The sequence below is a fragment of the Lysinibacillus sp. FSL M8-0355 genome, assembly GCF_038008985.1.
Lineage (GTDB): Bacteria > Bacillota > Bacilli > Bacillales_A > Planococcaceae > Lysinibacillus > Lysinibacillus fusiformis_D.
Map to the genome: position 1 here is coordinate 1,241,689 of NZ_JBBPAI010000001.1, position 17,229 is coordinate 1,258,917.

Genomic DNA, 17,229 nt, shown 5'->3' on the forward strand with positions numbered 1-17,229 from the left:
AGCCATTTTGAAAGGCGAGGGGTTGATTTCCGTTCTGCCAGCGTCCTTTCCAGGGGGCGTCCGACGAGCTGCTTCACTCACTCCGTGCGCTCCAATGTCTCAACTGTGACGCTAATCCCCTAGGAGTGACGTTGGCTCCGCTCCAATCAACCATTCTGCAAAAGTGTCTTTTCCTGAACAAAATAGCCCATTATTTATATTATAAGAGAGGAGATAGCCTCTTATTTTCAATGTGGAGAAGTGATGTGTGACAACATCCCTCCACTTGAACCTTTGCAAAAAAAGTTAACATTTTTATGGAGTGGAAGGCTACTTGACTCCCGTGGGATAGCGAGACAGGCGAGTCGACAGGAAAGTAAGTAATCTGCAACGGAAATCCATTTTCACCTTTCACAAAAATTCTATGGATAGTTTTGTTTTTCAACACTATGAAAAGGCACTAAAGTTACATAATAGTGCCTTTTCATTCTGTTACATAAGTATAATGTAGCTGGCATACAAATGATTAAATTCATTTTTATAATGTGAGGCGAGTCAAATTGACATGTATAAAAGAACAACCTTTTTTACCTATTATTATACAATCGGGTCAGCATGCCTACGGGGTGGCCCGCTCTTTTTATGAAGCGTATCGTATCAAGAGTCTTGTTATTGAGCCCACCGTAAAAGGGGCAACAATGCGTTCACTCTTTTTGGGAGGCTCACAGGGAATTGCTACGCAAAATAGTAGCATTCTGGATTTTCACTATGTAGAGCGTCTAGATGACCCTACCCATTTTGTACAAGCTTTAATCGAGGTTGCCATGCAGTGCCAACAGAATAAATTGATTTTAATCGTTTGTGACTGCTATTATGCAGAGCTTATCATTGAAAATAAAGAACGGCTTGAAACATATTTTATTTTACCTTATATAGATCAAGCTTTACTAAAGAAGGTGCAAACGAAGGAAAAATTTTATCAGCTTTGTGATCAGTATAAGTTAAACTACCCCAAAACCATGATCATAACTAATGAGCATCACGCAGTCAGCGAACTCCCTTTCCAGTATCCCATTATCATTAAACCTTCCAATGCAGTGACATATACGCACTGTTCATTTCCCGAAAAGAAAAAAATATTTCTTGCAAATAATGCCAGTGAGATGCAATACATTATTCGCAGTATTTATCGTTCTAGCTATGAAGATTCCTTGATTGTTCAAGAATTTATTCCAGGTGATGATTCTTCTATTCGTGTACTAGATGTATTTGTAGGAAGAGATCATAAAGTCAAATTGATGTGTGTCAGCAATAAACTGCTTGAAGATCCTTCTCCGCAAAATAAAGGTATTTCTTTAGCTGTTATGACAGACTACGATGAACAGCTAATGGATTCCATTCGATACTTTTTAGAGGACATTGGCTATACAGGTTTTGCTAATTTTGATATGAAATATGATGCTCGAGACGGGATCTATAAGCTATTTGAAATGAATTTGCGAGCAGGGGCTTCCAGCTACTATGTGACGGCGAGCGGTCATAATTTAATGCAGTATATGGTGGATGATTATTTGCTTGGCGTTTATCATGAACGAACGTATGTCCAAACTAAGCATCTATGGTCACTACTTCCGCTAAAAACTTTATTTAAACACATGAACAATGAAAAATTAAAATTAGAAGCAAAGCGATTAGTGAAAGAAGGACAATACACAGATGCATTACTGTATAAAGAAGATATGAATATTAAACGTTGGATGAAGCTGAAATTGTATAATCAGTACTTACATGTAAAGTACAGCAAGTATTTTAATGAAAGCGATGGTTAGCATATGTAAACGAAAGGATAGCGCTTCAAAACTGAAGGATAGAACGCTAAAGCTGATGGATAATTACTCCTATCATCATGTAATTAAGTCGAAACCACGACATTTGAGGCGCAAACCTTGTAGGAAGTATCAACTATTCAGTATAATAATAAAATGGGAATTCAAGTGCATGGATTTCGTTTGAAAGGAGTTACCTGATTGCGATGAATGAGGAACAACGCTTAGCTAATCAACAGGTCAATCAACCAAAAAAAGAAGACAAGCCTGAAAAGGATTATAGTAAATATTTTGAGAAGGTCTTTACAGCACCTTCCTTAAAAGATGCTAAAAAACGTGGCAAAGAAGATGTCAAGTATCATAAGGATTTTAGCATTGCAGAAGAGTTCGCAGGAATGGGCAAAGATCGCACCTTCTATATTCGTACTTATGGCTGCCAAATGAATGAGCATGACACAGAAGTGATGGCCGGGATTTTTATGCAGCTTGGTTACACACCAACAGAGATGATTGAAGAGGCTGACGTTGTCTTGCTGAATACATGTGCTATTCGTGAAAATGCAGAAAACAAAGTATTTGGAGAACTGGGTTTCCTGCTGAAATATAAACGAAAAAACCCTGAGATGCTTATCGGGGTTTGTGGCTGTATGTCGCAAGAGGAATCTGTTGTTAATAAAATTTTAAGAAGCTATCCACACGTCGATATGGTATTTGGTACGCACAATATTCACCGTTTACCAAACATTTTAAAAGAAGCCTATATGTCGAAGGAAATGGTGATTGAGGTTTGGTCTAAAGAAGGCGATGTCATTGAAAATCTGCCGAAAAAACGACTTGGCTCCATTAAGGCTTGGGTTAATATTATGTATGGTTGCGATAAATTCTGTACGTATTGTATCGTTCCATATACTCGTGGTAAAGAGCGCAGTCGTCGTCCAGAGGAAATCATTGCCGAAGTTCGTGAGTTAGCGGCTGCGGGCTATAAAGAAATTATGCTGCTGGGACAAAATGTCAACGCTTACGGGAAGGATTTTGAGGATATCGACTATCGTCTTGGCGATTTAATGGATGAATTAAGAAAGATCGATATTCCACGTATCCGTTTTACTACGAGTCATCCGCGTGATTTTGATGATCATTTAATCGAAATCCTTGCAAAGCGTGGCAACTTAGTGGAGCATATCCATTTACCAGTTCAATCTGGCTCGAATGACGTCCTAAAAATTATGGCGCGTAAATACACACGTGAGCATTTCCTTGGTTTAGTAGACAGAATTAAAGCCGCAATACCTGAAGTAACATTAACAACAGATATTATCGTTGGCTATCCGAATGAAACAGAGGAGCAATTTGAGGAAACATTGTCCTTATATCGTGAAGTTGGCTTTGAGGCTGCATTTACGTATATTTATTCTCCTCGTGAAGGAACACCAGCTGCCAAAATGGTCGACAATGTACCTGAAGAGGTGAAAAAAGAGCGTCTTCAACGTTTAAATGAAGTGGTGGGTGAATACTCACGCAAAGCATTAGAACGGTTAAATGGTGAGGTTGTCGAAGTATTAGTTGAAGGTACAAGTAAACGACGAGACGATGTGCTAGCGGGCTATACGCGGAAAAATCGTTTAGTTAACTTTAAAGCACCAGCAGAAGTAATTGGTCAATTAGTAAAAGTAAAAATAATAGAGACTACATCTTATTCACTTACGGGTGAATTTGTGGAAGTCGTAAAAAATGAAAAGGTGGAAGCGTAAATGACACAAGTGTTATATACAAAAGAAGATTTAATTAAAAAATCACATGAAATTGCACATATGATTGCAAATACACCAGAGGTTGAATTTTTCAAAAAGGCAGAAGCACAGATTAATGAAAATCAACAAGTACGTGAACGTATTGCAAGCTTAAAAAGCTTACAAAAACAGGCGGTTAATTTCCAACACTTAGGAAAAGAAAAAGCATTAAAAATGATTGAAGATAAAATTGCTAAAATCGAAGAAGAAATTAATGCTATTCCAGTTGTGCAACAATTTAAAGAATCACAAGGCGATGTCAATGATTTATTGCAACTGGTATCGAATACCATCGCAAATAATGTTACAAATGAAATTGTTCGCTCAACTGGTGGCGATGTTCTTCGTGGTGAAACGGGTTCATACGTAGAAAATACTCAGCCAGGTAGCTGCTCTTAATAAATCCTCGAAATCAAAGCTCGAATGACAGCATTCGAGCTTTTTTCATGTCTTCTTCTATTGAAGCATTCCCATGCTATAGCAGACCTCTCACGGAAAAAGATTTGGACGATACTTTTCATTCTCTAAAAATATATGTTCACCCAATGGGCGCTACCTGCATATGATGGAGTGAAAAGAGTCGAAGGAGGAATTGCGCTGAAACGTTTACGACAAATCGTGACGAAAGCAGTAGTTGCCAAAGGGAAGAAGAGAACGGAAGAACGTGTAACATTATCACCAACAAATAAACCGACAAGTATTTTAGGATGCTGGGTAATCAATCATACTTGCTCTGCGAAAAGAGTCGGGAAATTTGTAGAAGTAACTGGGAAATTTGATGTCAATGTGTGGTATGCCTATAGTAACCATTCGAAAACAGCTGTGTTTTCCGAAACGGTTCACTATAAAGACAAAGTGAAGCTTCATTATCGTGAAGGTGAAATTAGCGTTGGTGATGATGTTCGTGTACGTGTGATACAAGAACCAAATTGTATTGAAGCGATTATCTCTCCATGTGGTACGAAGTTTGAAATTGTTGTAGAACGTGAAGTAGTTGTCGAAGTAATGGGTGAAACAACAATTTGTATTAGTGTCCATCCATTAGACTATGAAGAAGATTGGAGCTTTAATGATGAAAGTTCTTCATCCTCCTCATCAAGCTCCAGCTCATCTTCCAGCTCTGATGGAGAAAGCAGGTATGTGTTAGAGTCCTCATCGTTTCCTGATGAACGACCAAGATAAGTCTAAAAAACATCATTTTTTGATACATGCGAAATGCTAGCATCTTAAAAAAGGTGAAGGAAGCGTTTCGCATGTATCTTTTGTTATAATAAAAATATCTATATGGTAAGAGCGAGGTAAATAATTATATGACAACATATACACCAATGATGCAACAGTATCTACAGGTAAAGGAAGACTACAAAGATGCCTTTTTATTTTTTAGATTAGGTGACTTTTATGAAATGTTTTTTGAGGATGCCATCAATGCCTCACAAATTTTAGAGATTACATTAACGAGCCGAGATGCAGGCGCAAAAGAGCGAATACCAATGTGCGGTGTGCCGCATCATTCGGCTAAAAATTATATTGAAACACTTGTGCAAAAGGGCTATAAAGTGGCGATTTGTGAACAAACAGAAGATCCAAAGCAAGCAAAAGGTGTGGTCAAACGTGAAGTGGTTCAGCTTATCACACCCGGAACCATTATGGAAGGTAAGGCGCTTGACGGTAAAACCAACCACTTTATTGGGGCAGCAGAGCAATTAGATGACACGACATTTGGCTATGCCTATTTAGATTTATCGACAGGTGAAGCAGTGGCTTCTTCTATTGAAGGCGATGGAAAAGCCCTCTTAATGCAAATGCAGGCTTATGGTATTCGAGAGCTTATTGTAACGGATAGTTTACAGCTACTATTAGCAGAGCACGCCGTTCATGCTGGGATTGTGCTATCAGTTGAAGTGGATGAAATGCCTATGGACAAAGCAGCAAGCTATTTAGAAGCCGTACCTCAGCCATTACAAGTTGCCTGTCTTCGTTTGTTAGCGTATATCGATCAAACACAAATGCGCTCTTTATCGCATATTCAAGCTTTCACGTTTAATGAAATTAAAAATTATTTACGCATTGATTCTAGCTCCAAACGAAATTTAGAGTTGATTCAATCGATTCGTGGTGGAGACCAAAAAGGAACACTTTTATGGCTATTAGATGATACCGTGACAGCAATGGGTGGGCGAAAATTAAAACAATGGCTACATCAGCCGCTGGCTACTCGTACAGCGATTGAGGACAGGCTGGCGATTGTCACGGATTTATTGGAAGAATATTTTGTGCGCACTGAGCTACAAGCTTCCTTAAAACAAGTATATGATTTAGAGCGTTTGGCTGGTCGTGTTGCGTTTGGCAATGTAGGCGGACGTGATTTAGCCCAATTACGTGATTCATTGCGCCAAGTGCCAGCTATTCAGCAGCAGCTGATGGGGGCAAATAAAGAGACGTTACAGCAACTAGGTGCAGCACTTGATACATGCACAGATGTCGAGGCTTTATTAGCAATGGCGATCACTGATAATCCACCTATTACCATTAAAGAAGGGGATGTCATCCGTGATGGCTACAATGAGCGCTTAGACGAACTACGCTATGCTGCTCGCAACGGTAAAGATTGGATTGCCCAACTTGAACAAGAAGAGCGAATGAAAACAGGCATTAAAAATTTAAAAATAGGCTATAATCGAATTTTTGGTTACTATATTGAAATTACAAAATCGAATATTCATTTAGCGGACTTAACACGCTATGAGCGCAAACAAACGTTGGCGAATGCAGAGCGCTATATTACACACGAACTAAAAGAAAAAGAAGCATTAATTTTAAATGCAGAGGAAGAAAGCTTAACATTAGAGTACAATCTGTTTGTGGAAATTCGGGAGGCATTAAAGGCATATATCCCACGTGTACAAGCACTTGCAGCAAGTATTAGTGAGCTAGATGTTTTACTAAGCTTTGCAAGTGTTTCAGAAAAATATCGTTTTACAAAACCAGAATTTCATGGTGGACGTGCGCTCGAAATTATAGAGGGACGACATCCAGTTGTTGAAAAAATGTTAAATAAGCAAATGTATGTACCAAATGATTGTGTGCTAGAAGAGCAGCATAATATGATGCTTATTACAGGGCCGAATATGTCTGGTAAAAGTACTTATATGCGCCAAGTAGCCTTAATTGTTGTTATGGCGCAAATGGGCTGTTATGTACCTGCTGAAAAGGCGAGACTGCCTATTACCGATCAAATTTTTACGCGCATTGGAGCGGCTGATGATTTAGCAGCAGGACAATCCACATTTATGGTAGAAATGCTTGAATCACAACATGCTATTATGCATGCAACAAAAAATAGCTTGATGCTATTTGATGAAATCGGACGTGGCACATCGACTTATGACGGCATGAGTTTGGCACAATCGATGATGGAATATATTCATGATAAAATCGGTGCAAATACGTTGTTTTCTACGCATTATCATGAATTAACGGCACTGGAAAAGGATTTACCTCGCTTACAAAATGTCCATGTATCGGCTACGGAAAAAAATGGAACGGTTGTGTTCTTGCATAAGGTGAAAAAAGGAGCCGCTGATAAATCCTATGGTATTCATGTAGCACAGCTCGCACAATTGCCAGAAGAAATTTTAGCGAGAGCGCGTGTTTTACTGGAGAATTTTGAGGCTGGGAAAGAAGTAGTTGCTGAAACACAAGTAATGGCTGAACAACCCGTGCAAATGTCTTTGTTTGCAGAGGAAGAGCCGATTTCACCAGCCGAGGCAGAGGTGCTAAAAAAATTAGAAAAAGTCAATATTTTAGGCACTTCACCTATGCAGGCAATGAATATTTTATATGAGCTACAGCAAGAGCTAATCAACGTAAAAAAATAGATAAAGGAGTGATACGTTAGTGGGAAACATACAAATTATGGACGAGTGGCTATCCAATAAAATCGCAGCAGGAGAGGTAGTAGAAAGACCAGCTTCTGTTGTCAAAGAGCTAGTGGAAAATGCCATTGATGCGGGGAGTACGTCCATTGATGTTTTTTTACTAGAAGCGGGTCTCACTTCCATTCAAGTAATAGATAATGGTAATGGTATGGATGAAGAGGATGCATTGATGTCATTCTCTCGCCATGCTACTAGTAAAATTCATCAGGAACATGATTTATTCCGCATTCGTACACTTGGTTTCCGTGGGGAAGCATTGGCATCCATTGCTTCTGTTTCTAAAATGACGCTGATAACATCAAATGGTGAATCTGGAACGCATTTAGAGCTTGAAGGTGGACATATCCTAACACATAAGCCTGGCCCTTTGCGTAAAGGTACGGATTTAACGGTATCTCAGCTATTTTTTAACACGCCCGCACGCTTAAAATATATGAAAACTATTCAAACTGAACTTGGGCATACGATAGACCTAATGAATCGCCTAGCACTTAGCAATCCACAAATTGCATTCAGATTACTGCATAATGGTCAACAATTATTGCAAACCAATGGGCGAGGAGATGTGCAACAAGTACTGGCCGCTATTTACGGTGTACATAATGCCAAGAAGATGGTGCCGTTCCAAGGCGAATCATATGATTATCGAATTTCTGGCTTTGTGTCCTTGCCTGAGGTGACACGTGCTTCCAAAAATTATATGTCTCTGTTTGTTAATGGTCGCTGGGTCAAGCATTATTTAGTGCAAAAAGTGGTTGTGGATGCCTACCATACGTATTTACCCATCGAACGCTATCCGATAGTTGTCCTTTATATAGAGGGAGATCCTTATTTAACAGATGTCAATGTGCATCCTGCGAAACATCAAATTCGTTTAAGTAAAGAGCCAGAGCTTTTGAAATTAATCGAGGAAACCATCCGTGAAAAAATACGCAGCGTTATTCGCGTACCTCAGATGGAGAAGAAAGAAAAAAGTGTCAAACCTACTAATGAGCAACTTAATATTTGGAAGCCTGCTCCCAAAATAGATGTAGAGAAGATGCATGCAATTGTTGAGAAACTATATGATGTCCAAACCATTCAAGAGAGCAATCGTGAACAGTTGGTCGTGCCAGAGCCTGTACCTACTATGATAGAGGATAGCTGGCAGCCCGATCTGCGATTGGAGACTGAGACAGTTGAACAAGTAACCAGTGTAGAACAACAAGAAGTAATTGAGAATGAGTCTACGAAAGAGCCATTTCCTGAACTAGAAGTAGTTGGGCAAATCCATGGCACATACATTGTTGCACAAATGGAAGATGGTTTTTATTTAATTGATCAACATGCTGCACAAGAACGCATTAAATATGAATTTTTCCGTGAAAAGGTCGGTCAAGTCAATCCGCATGAACGTCAAGCATTATTGCTTCCACTAACTTTCCACTATGCGGCCGATGAAGCACTTATTTTACGAGAATACAAGCATGAGCTAGAAGCTGTAGGTGTATTTTTAGAGGAATTTGGTCAGTCATCTTTTGTTGTACGTGAGCACCCAAGTTGGTTCCCACAAGGGGAAGAGCAGGAAATCATTGAGGATTTAATTGAACAGGTGCTAACAACGAAAAAGGCCGATGTCAAAAAATTACGTGAAGCAGCGGCGATTATGATGAGCTGTAAAAAATCGATCAAAGCCAATCATTATTTAACAAAAGAACAAATGGAAACATTACTACGAGATTTACGTAATGCAGATAATCCATTTACATGCCCTCATGGACGTCCAGTGCTTATTCATTTTACATCGTATGAAGTGGAAAAAATGTTCAAACGGGTTATGTAGAGACAAGGGGGAAGTTGGGATGGGCGAATTTATTTTAGCGATTGATCAAGGAACGACAAGTTCAAGGGCTATTTTATTTAATAAAAAAGGTGAAATTGTTCATGTCGCACAAAAAGAATTTCAGCAAATTTTTCCGAAGGCTGGCTGGGTAGAGCATAATGCAAATGAAATTTGGGGTTCTATTCTAGCCGTTATTGCGGCGGTCTTAACCGAAAGTGGGCACGAAGCAAGTGAGGTACATGCCATTGGCATTACCAATCAACGCGAAACGACAGTTGTATGGGATAAAAAGACAGGTCAGCCCATTTACAATGCGATTGTCTGGCAATCGCGCCAAACACAGGACATTGTGAATACCTTAAAAGATCAAGGCCATGAAGAGCTTTTTCAGCAAAAAACAGGGCTACGCCTAGATGCTTATTTTTCTGCAACAAAAATTAAATGGATTTTAGACAATGTGGATGGTGCACGCGCAATGGCAAACAATGGAGATTTGCTATTTGGGACGATTGATTCTTGGATTGTTTGGCGATTATCAAAAGGAAAGGCTCATGTAACCGACTATTCAAATGCAGCTCGAACATTGCTTTACAATATTCATGAATTGCAATGGGATGATGAGCTTTGTCAGCTTTTAGCTATTCCAATGTCAATGTTACCTGAAGTGAAAAATTCATCTGAAATATACACGGAAACAGCACCAAGTATTTTCTTTGGTGAAAAAATTCCGATTGCAGGGATTGCAGGTGATCAACAAGCCGCTCTTTTTGGTCAAACTTGCTTTACAAAAGGAATGGCTAAAAACACTTACGGTACTGGCTGTTTTATGCTATTAAATACAGGCCAGCAAGCAGTGACCTCTGAAAATGGTTTACTGACGACTATTGCTTGGGGGATAGATGGAAAAGTGACCTATGCATTAGAAGGTAGTGTTTTTGTAGCAGGGTCAGCAATCCAATGGCTACGAGATGGGCTACGTATGATTCGTACTGCTGAGGATTCCGAAACCTATGCTAAAAAGGTGAAGAACACGGATGGTGTCTACATTGTCCCTGCCTTTGTTGGTCTAGGAACTCCTTATTGGGATACAGATGCTCGTGGTGCCATTTTTGGCTTAACACGAGGAACATCAAAAGAGCATTTCATCCGGGCAACACTTGAATCATTAGCCTATCAAACAAAGGATGTACTGGATGCAATGGAAGAAGCAGCGGGTACCCCGATTGAAGTACTCCGTGTCGATGGTGGGGCTGTTAAAAATCAGTTTTTAATGCAGTTCCAAAGTGATGTTTTACAGCTACAAGTTGAGCTAGCACAGCTTAATGAATCAACAGCACTAGGTGCAGCCTATTTAGCAGGTCTTGCCACAAACTTTTGGCCAAACCAAGAGACCTTATCTGCATTATGGGTGAGTGGCCAAACCTACCAACCACAAATGGAGGACGAGCAAGCCACAGCTCTTTACACTGGCTGGCAAAAGGCTGTAGAGGCCACACGAATTTTTAAATCATAGCTATTGGGGGAGAAAGGTATGTTTTCATTTGAGCATCGTCCAAAAATTTTATATTATCTAGAGCACTATAGCTTTGACGTATTAGTCATTGGTGGTGGTATTACAGGTGCAGGAATTGCATTAGATGCCGCATCAAGAGGCCTTTCTGTCGCATTAATTGACATGCAGGATTTTTCAGCTGGTACGTCGAGCCGTTCAACCAAGCTGATTCACGGTGGCCTACGTTATTTAAAGCAATTTGATGTGGGTGTCGTAGCGGAAGTGGGGCGTGAACGTGAAATCGTTTATGATAATGCGGTTCATGTCACAACGCCTGAAAAAATGCTATTACCTTTATATAAGAAGGGCTCACTTAGTCCGTTTACAACATCTATAGCATTAAAGGTTTATGACCGCTTGGCGGGTGTCAAAAAACATGAACGTAGAACAATGTTAAACGTCCAAGAAACCCTAGCATTAGAACCTTTACTTAATGAAGATGGACTTGTGGGTGGAGGGTATTATGTTGAATATCGTACGGATGATGCACGTCTGACGATTGAAGTATTGAAAAAGGCTGCAGAATATGGAGCATTGTGTCTCAATTATGCAGAGATGACGGAATTTATCTACAAAAAGAAAAAGCTTGTTGGCATTAAAGTGAAGGATCATGTTACGGGAACAATACTCGATGTACATGCAGCACAAATTGTCAATGCTACAGGCCCTTGGGTAGATGACGTACGACACAAGGATAAAGTAACAGATAACAAGCAATTACGTCTGACAAAAGGCGTTCATATTGTCCTCAACCAAAAGGATTTTCCACTGAAGCAAGCTGTTTATTTTGATATTCCTGATGGACGTATGGCTTTTGCAATTCCGCGAGATGACAAAACCTATATAGGGACAACGGATACAGTCTTTGAGGGAAATCTTGTACACCCTGTTGCTACACAGCAAGATGTAGATTATTTAATTGAGGCTGCTAAAAAAGTCTTTCCAACTGCTACTATTACAAGAGAAACGATTGAATCATCCTGGGCAGGAGTACGCCCGCTCATTTATGAAAAAGGAAAGGACCCTTCTGAAATTTCAAGGAAAGATGAAATATGGACAGCGCCAAGTGGTTTAATGACAATCGCTGGCGGTAAGCTCACAGGCTATCGTCAAATGGCTGAAACAATTGTCGATAAAATTGTAAAAGCTCGTCGCTATAAGCATGCAAGTGCTTGTTTAACACGTGAGCTCTCACTGTCTGGTGCAAAAGGAATCAACGCGATTAATTTCCCTGACTATATGGCTTATAAAGCACGAGAAGGTGTACAATACGGCTTAAATTATGATGAAGCCAAACAGCTTGTACAAAAGTATGGCACAAATGTAGATGGATTATTTAATCGTGTTAAATTTTTACATGAACATGGCAGTACAATGCCTCTAGCTTTACACGCTATGCTACTGTATGGCATGGAAGAGGAAATGGTCTATACACCGAGCGACTTCTTTATTCGTCGTACAGGCTTGCTTTACTTTGATATTGAGGCCGTCAAGCTTTATAAGCAGCAAGTAATTCAAGTGATGCAACAACACTTGAATTATACGGAGGAACAGAAACACAAGTATATGGCTGAATTAGAGCAAGCCATTAAGGATGCAACAAATTTTGTGAAAAAAGGGGAGTAAGGGATGGAGCGTTATATTCAAATGTCGGATGGACATTTTGTCTTTACTCGAACATTGGAGCCCACAACGCCATGTATTGGCCATATTCACATTTTGCATGGTATGGCAGAGCACAGTGGTCGCTATTTAACATTTGCTAAAACACTCAATACGGCAGGCTATGCTGTGACGATGCACGATCATCGTGGTCATGGTGAAACGGCGGCCTATAATGGCACATTAGGTTTTTTTGCTGAAAAGAACGGTTTTGAGCGTGTGGTAGAAGATGCCCATGAAGTGGTCACGCAATTACATGCACCCTATGCAAATGTACCATTCATTATTTTTGGTCATAGTATGGGGTCATTTATTACTAGACGATATATTCAACTGTATGGTGAACAAGTAGACAATGTTATTCTCTGTGGTACGGGAAATGTGACAGCTCTGCATGCTGTTGGAAATATCGTAGCCAAGGTATTAGCTAAGGGGCTGGGGAAAGAAACTGAAAGTAAGCTGCTAAATCAATTGAGTTTTGGTAGCTTTAATAAACAGTTTCCAAATCCAAAGACGGCCTATGACTGGCTATGTTCTGTCCAACAAGAGGTGCAGAAGTATATAGATGACCCATATTGTGGCTTTATTCCAACCAATCAATTTTTTGTCGATTTAACAACGGGCTTTGCAACACTTAATCGTAAAAAAGAATTAGCAAAAATAAGAAAAAATCTTCCCATTCTCTTGATAAGCGGAAGTAAAGACCCGGTTGGCGAACAGGGGCTGGGCGTTTACACAGTTGCTGAACAATTGGCAACAGTAGGAGTAAAAGATGTAACGGTTTATTTATTTGAGGACAAACGGCATGAAATTTTAAATGAAGACAACCAAGAAGCGGTCTTTCAAGTATTATTACGGTGGTTAGAAAAATATGATAGAAACTAAATTACAGCAGGCAGAGGTCGTAGCGATTGTAGGACCAACTGCCTCTGGTAAAACAGCTTTAAGCATTGAACTGGCGAAAAAATATAACGGTGAAGTCATTAATGGCGACTCCATGCAAATTTATAAAGGACTCGATATTGGGACTGCTAAAATTAAGGAAGAAGAGATGGAGGGCGTACCACACCATCTACTCAGTTTTTTAGAGCCGACAGAATCTTTTTCAGTAGCGGATTATCAAAAATTAGTCCGAGCAAAAATTGCAGAAATCCAATCTCGACAAAAATTACCCATTATAGTAGGTGGCTCAGGCTTATATGTACAAGCGGTCCTCTATGATTTCCAATTTACTGATGAGAAAGTTGATGAGGAAGCACGAAAAGCCTACTATGATGAATTAGCAAAGCTTGGCCCTGAGGCAATGCATGATAAATTAAAACAACTAGACCCTCAAACAGCGGAGACGATTCATCCAAACAATACGCGTCGTGTCATTCGTGCATTAGAAATGCTGGAATTAAGCGGTGTATCCAAAGCAGCTGAAGCACAAAACCGAGGGGAAGTACCTCTCTATAAGCATGTCATTTTGGGGTTAGGTCAAAATATGACCCGTGAAGTGCTTTATGACCGCATTAACCGTCGTGTTGATTTAATGATGGACAATGGCCTTTTAGAAGAAGTCAAAGGTTTATGGCAGCAAAATATTCGAAATGTGCAGTCCATACAAGCAATTGGCTATAAGGAATTGTATGATTATTTGGATGACAAATGTACCCTCGAAGAAGCTATTGATAGCTTAAAACAAAATTCACGCCGCTATGCAAAAAGACAACTTACCTATTTTCGCAATAAAATGGATGTCCATTTTATTACGACGGATGAACAATTATAATAATTAAGAAAAATTTCTAAAAATTACTAATTGATAAATTGGTAGAACATGCTACTATAGGAGTGAAGAGGTAGAAAGTTAGTGGGGAGGCTATTTGATGAAATCAATCAACTTGCAAGATACGTTCTTGAACCAACTACGTAAAAACAGTGTTTTTGTAACTGTATTTCTGTTAAATGGATTTCAGTTAAAAGGGACTGTGAAATCATATGACAATTTTACAGTTTTATTAATGGATGCTGAAAATAAGCAGCACCTAATCTACAAGCACGCCATTTCTACATTCGTTCCAGCAAAACAAATAGAGTTTTTAGAGACAGAAGGATAAAAAATTGTTAAACAGCTTGTGTTCACCACACTGGCTGTTTTTTTTGTTACAAGCTATAATGTAAGTGGAATTTGAAATTTTGGAGGAAAAAAGTTCATGAAATCAATGGAAACAACACAATTACTAGAACGATTAGATGCAAATGAGGACCTATATATTATTGATGTACGTGAAGAGGATGAAGTAGCACACGGCATGATTCCTGGTGCCAAGCACATTGCCCTTGGGACAATCCCGGAACGTTTAGAGGAATTAGACGTAGAAAAGCCATATATTGTTGTTTGTAAGGCTGGTGCTCGTTCTGCTAATGCATGTGCTTATTTAGAAGCGCAAGGATTTGATGTAACAAATCTTGAAGGCGGCATGCTAGCTTACGATGGGGAATTAGAATTTAAATAAATGCCAAAATGAAAAATAAAACCATCCATAGCATTTTTGTGAAGGGTGAAAATGGATTTCCGTTGCAGGCTACTTGCTTTCCTGTGGGCGAGCGCCGAGCCGCTTCCTCTGCTACCGCTCCGTTTAGAGGCTCGCCTGTCTCACTATCCCACGGGAGTCAAGTAGCCTTCCATTCCAATGCATAAAAATGGTACCTTTTTAGCAAAGGTATTCACTACTCTTTATGGAGGGGTGTTGTTACTTACCACTTCTTCACATTGAAAATAAAGGGCTATCCTTTCTCTCATCAGACAAATAATGGGCTATTTTGTTCACTACGGTTCGTATGAAAGAGAAGGAAAAGCCACTTTTACATATGGTTGATTGGAGTGGAGCCAGTGTCACTCCTAGGGGATTTAGTGTCACAGAGGGGACCTTGGAGCGAACGCAGTGAGTGAAGCGGCTCATCATCGGACGCCCCCTGAAAGGACGCTGGTGGAACGGAAATCAACCTCTCGCTTTTCAAAGTGGCTGTTTCTATCATTGATATCACCTTTTTTATATACTTATTTTCGGAGTGTGTTCATGATGAGGCTGAAATTTTTTTCAAAGTTAATATACGGATTCACATTTTTTTGCCCACGAACCTTTAAAGCATAACTGGAAAAATTTAAACCAGCACCATATATTTGTAAAGCACCATTCGCAAGATCCCCCTTTTGAAGAAGTTCAAGACCATCTTTTAAGAAATTTTCACTCTCATCGAAGTGACATTCCGTCATGTATTTATCCCCGCTATAATATAACTTCAAATTTTCGATGATTATATTCGCTGTTTCGTTACTTATACTAGCATCGACATTCATTAATAACTGATTGATTGGTTTCACTAACTGAGCGTAGTGACTATCATAATTTTCACAAGTCTCCGCAATGGCATTTCTCAATTCTCTTGCATTCATCCTAACTCCTCCTCAAAGAAAATTTATGACTTACCTTATATTGTACATACTCATAATAGTATGAAGGGATTAGTGACCCCTTTCTTTATAAAACTTACTCTTTAATTTTCAGAAATATGTTACAATTATGTAGATGAAGGAGGGATTTTGTATGTTTTGTTCAATAGCACCCCCAACAATGTCTTTACAGTAGAATCTACTGTTTAGGCATACAATAACAGTTTGCTCATTTTCAATAGATTCTACTGTATAGGTTAATACTTTATACGTAGAAAGTAGGTATTTGTAATGAGCGGAAAATTAGCATTTGTATTATCCATGATTATTTTTGGAGCAGTTGGTGTTTTTGCCAAGTATATTCCGTTATCTTCAAGTGAAATCGCTTTTTGGATGAGTTTAATAGGTGCTTGTTTTTTAGTAGTGATTTTTATTTATAAAAAGAAAAGTTTTTCGAAATTAGAGATTATAAAAAATAAGTGGAAATTAATACTTTCTAGTATCGCCTTGTGTGGGAACTGGATTTTTTTATTTCAGGCTTATAAAGCAACAACGATTGCCAATGCTGCATTGAGTTATTATTTTGCACCAGTACTCGTTATCTGTTTATCTCCAATTATTTTAAAAGAGAAGCTAGTTGGCAGAAAAATAATGTATGTCTGTGTGGCCCTTATCGGACTATATTTGATTGTCCAAAGTCAAGGCACTGGGGATAGTGAGCATTTTATAGGCATTGTCTACGGTCTTATCGCGGCATGCTTTTACACAGCGCTAACATTGACAAATAAATTTATATGTGGCTTAAAGGAACCAGAAAATACAATGATTCAACTTTCTTTAGCAGCATTTTTCCTTAGCTTCTATCTACTTGGAACTACAGGATTTCAGGTCATGAAAATCAGTTTTGAATCAGTCCTATTCTTAATTACATTAGGCCTTGTCCATGCAGGGGTTGGATTTTTATTGTTCTTTTTAGGCATGTCACAGTTAAAAGGACAAAGTATAGCCATTCTTAGCTATATTGATCCACTGACATCATTAGTAATTTCCACGATGATTATAGGAGAAAAAATGGCGCTTCTACAAATAATAGGAGCGGTCCTATTATTAGGCTCAACATTGCTAAGCGAAATAGAAAAAGAATAGGTAACCGAAGAAATGGTACAAGGCGAGTATTCTAATATTGACAGAAAAAATACGCTGTCGTAGATTATAAAT

14 protein-coding genes are annotated in these 17,229 nt (G+C 39.1%); 13 read left to right on the forward strand and 1 reads right to left on the reverse strand.

Annotated elements, in window-relative coordinates; translation table 11 throughout:
- Positions 1-539: 539 nt before the first annotated feature.
- From MKY46_RS05870 to MKY46_RS05925, 12 genes are all read left to right on the forward strand, one after another.
- Positions 540-1,808: a carboxylate--amine ligase gene (locus MKY46_RS05870; RefSeq protein ID WP_058844646.1), complete on the forward strand. Its 1,269-nt coding sequence runs from the start codon at positions 540-542 to the stop codon at positions 1,806-1,808.
- Between the two features lie 203 nt (positions 1,809-2,011).
- On the forward strand, positions 2,012-3,556 hold the full coding sequence (gene miaB, locus MKY46_RS05875) for a tRNA (N6-isopentenyl adenosine(37)-C2)-methylthiotransferase MiaB (protein WP_058844647.1): 1,545 nt from the start codon (positions 2,012-2,014) through the stop codon (positions 3,554-3,556).
- Positions 3,557-3,994, forward strand: a complete 438-nt coding sequence (locus tag MKY46_RS05880) for a RicAFT regulatory complex protein RicA family protein (protein ID WP_058844648.1) — start codon at positions 3,557-3,559, stop codon at positions 3,992-3,994.
- A 135-nt stretch (positions 3,995-4,129) separates the two neighbouring features.
- Positions 4,130-4,777, forward strand: coding sequence for an outer spore coat protein CotE (gene cotE, locus MKY46_RS05885; RefSeq protein ID WP_170829783.1), 648 nt, complete (start codon positions 4,130-4,132; stop codon positions 4,775-4,777).
- Between the two features lie 128 nt (positions 4,778-4,905).
- The gene (gene mutS, locus MKY46_RS05890; protein WP_058844649.1) at positions 4,906-7,476 is read left to right on the forward strand and encodes a DNA mismatch repair protein MutS; all 2,571 of its coding nucleotides are present in this window, start codon (positions 4,906-4,908) and stop codon (positions 7,474-7,476) included.
- Between the two features lie 19 nt (positions 7,477-7,495).
- Positions 7,496-9,358, forward strand: a complete 1,863-nt coding sequence (gene mutL, locus MKY46_RS05895) for a DNA mismatch repair endonuclease MutL (RefSeq protein ID WP_340833820.1) — start codon at positions 7,496-7,498, stop codon at positions 9,356-9,358.
- A gap of 19 nt (positions 9,359-9,377) precedes the next feature.
- Positions 9,378-10,871, forward strand: coding sequence for a glycerol kinase GlpK (glpK, locus tag MKY46_RS05900; protein WP_340833821.1), 1,494 nt, complete (start codon positions 9,378-9,380; stop codon positions 10,869-10,871).
- 18 nt (positions 10,872-10,889) lie between these two features.
- The gene (locus MKY46_RS05905; RefSeq protein WP_036124680.1) at positions 10,890-12,536 is read left to right on the forward strand and encodes a glycerol-3-phosphate dehydrogenase/oxidase; all 1,647 of its coding nucleotides are present in this window, start codon (positions 10,890-10,892) and stop codon (positions 12,534-12,536) included.
- A 3-nt stretch (positions 12,537-12,539) separates the two neighbouring features.
- Positions 12,540-13,457 (forward strand): alpha/beta fold hydrolase, encoded by a 918-nt coding sequence (locus tag MKY46_RS05910; RefSeq protein WP_036124678.1) that lies wholly within the window; start codon positions 12,540-12,542, stop codon positions 13,455-13,457.
- Positions 13,444-14,346: a tRNA (adenosine(37)-N6)-dimethylallyltransferase MiaA gene (gene miaA, locus MKY46_RS05915; RefSeq protein WP_036124676.1), complete on the forward strand. Its 903-nt coding sequence runs from the start codon at positions 13,444-13,446 to the stop codon at positions 14,344-14,346. Before MKY46_RS05910 ends, miaA begins: the two co-directional genes overlap by 14 nt.
- A gap of 97 nt (positions 14,347-14,443) precedes the next feature.
- Complete coding sequence (hfq, locus tag MKY46_RS05920; RefSeq protein WP_036124674.1) at positions 14,444-14,674, forward strand: RNA chaperone Hfq; 231 nt, start codon at positions 14,444-14,446, stop codon at positions 14,672-14,674.
- 96 nt (positions 14,675-14,770) lie between these two features.
- A complete protein-coding gene (locus MKY46_RS05925) occupies positions 14,771-15,073 on the forward strand; it encodes a rhodanese-like domain-containing protein (RefSeq protein ID WP_036124673.1) in 303 nt (100 codons plus the stop codon).
- A 545-nt stretch (positions 15,074-15,618) separates the two neighbouring features.
- Here MKY46_RS05925 and MKY46_RS05930 read toward each other — a convergent pair.
- Entirely contained in the window at positions 15,619-16,014 is a 396-nt protein-coding gene (locus MKY46_RS05930; protein ID WP_036128186.1) for a hypothetical protein, read from the reverse strand.
- A 288-nt stretch (positions 16,015-16,302) separates the two neighbouring features.
- Between MKY46_RS05930 and MKY46_RS05935 the strand changes: the two genes are divergently transcribed.
- Complete coding sequence (locus tag MKY46_RS05935) at positions 16,303-17,157, forward strand: DMT family transporter (protein ID WP_036128184.1); 855 nt, start codon at positions 16,303-16,305, stop codon at positions 17,155-17,157.
- Positions 17,158-17,229 lie beyond the last annotated feature (72 nt).

Excerpts from the sequence above, each read along its gene's own strand:
- miaB (WP_058844647.1), top strand. The coding sequence starts at position 2,012 with ATGAATGAGGAACAACGCTTAGCTAATCAACAGGTCAATCAACCAAAA.
- cotE (WP_170829783.1), top strand. The coding sequence starts at position 4,130 with ATGTTCACCCAATGGGCGCTACCTGCATATGATGGAGTGAAAAGAGTC.
- miaA (WP_036124676.1), top strand. The coding sequence starts at position 13,444 with ATGATAGAAACTAAATTACAGCAGGCAGAGGTCGTAGCGATTGTAGGA.
- MKY46_RS05905 (WP_036124680.1), top strand. The coding sequence starts at position 10,890 with ATGTTTTCATTTGAGCATCGTCCAAAAATTTTATATTATCTAGAGCAC.
- MKY46_RS05935 (WP_036128184.1), top strand. The coding sequence starts at position 16,303 with ATGAGCGGAAAATTAGCATTTGTATTATCCATGATTATTTTTGGAGCA.
- MKY46_RS05910 (WP_036124678.1), top strand. The coding sequence starts at position 12,540 with ATGGAGCGTTATATTCAAATGTCGGATGGACATTTTGTCTTTACTCGA.
- hfq (WP_036124674.1), top strand. The coding sequence starts at position 14,444 with ATGAAATCAATCAACTTGCAAGATACGTTCTTGAACCAACTACGTAAA.
- glpK (WP_340833821.1), top strand. The coding sequence starts at position 9,378 with ATGGGCGAATTTATTTTAGCGATTGATCAAGGAACGACAAGTTCAAGG.
- MKY46_RS05880 (WP_058844648.1), top strand. The coding sequence starts at position 3,557 with ATGACACAAGTGTTATATACAAAAGAAGATTTAATTAAAAAATCACAT.
- MKY46_RS05930 (WP_036128186.1), bottom strand. The coding sequence starts at position 16,014 with ATGAATGCAAGAGAATTGAGAAATGCCATTGCGGAGACTTGTGAAAAT.
- mutS (WP_058844649.1), top strand. The coding sequence starts at position 4,906 with ATGACAACATATACACCAATGATGCAACAGTATCTACAGGTAAAGGAA.
- MKY46_RS05925 (WP_036124673.1), top strand. The coding sequence starts at position 14,771 with ATGAAATCAATGGAAACAACACAATTACTAGAACGATTAGATGCAAAT.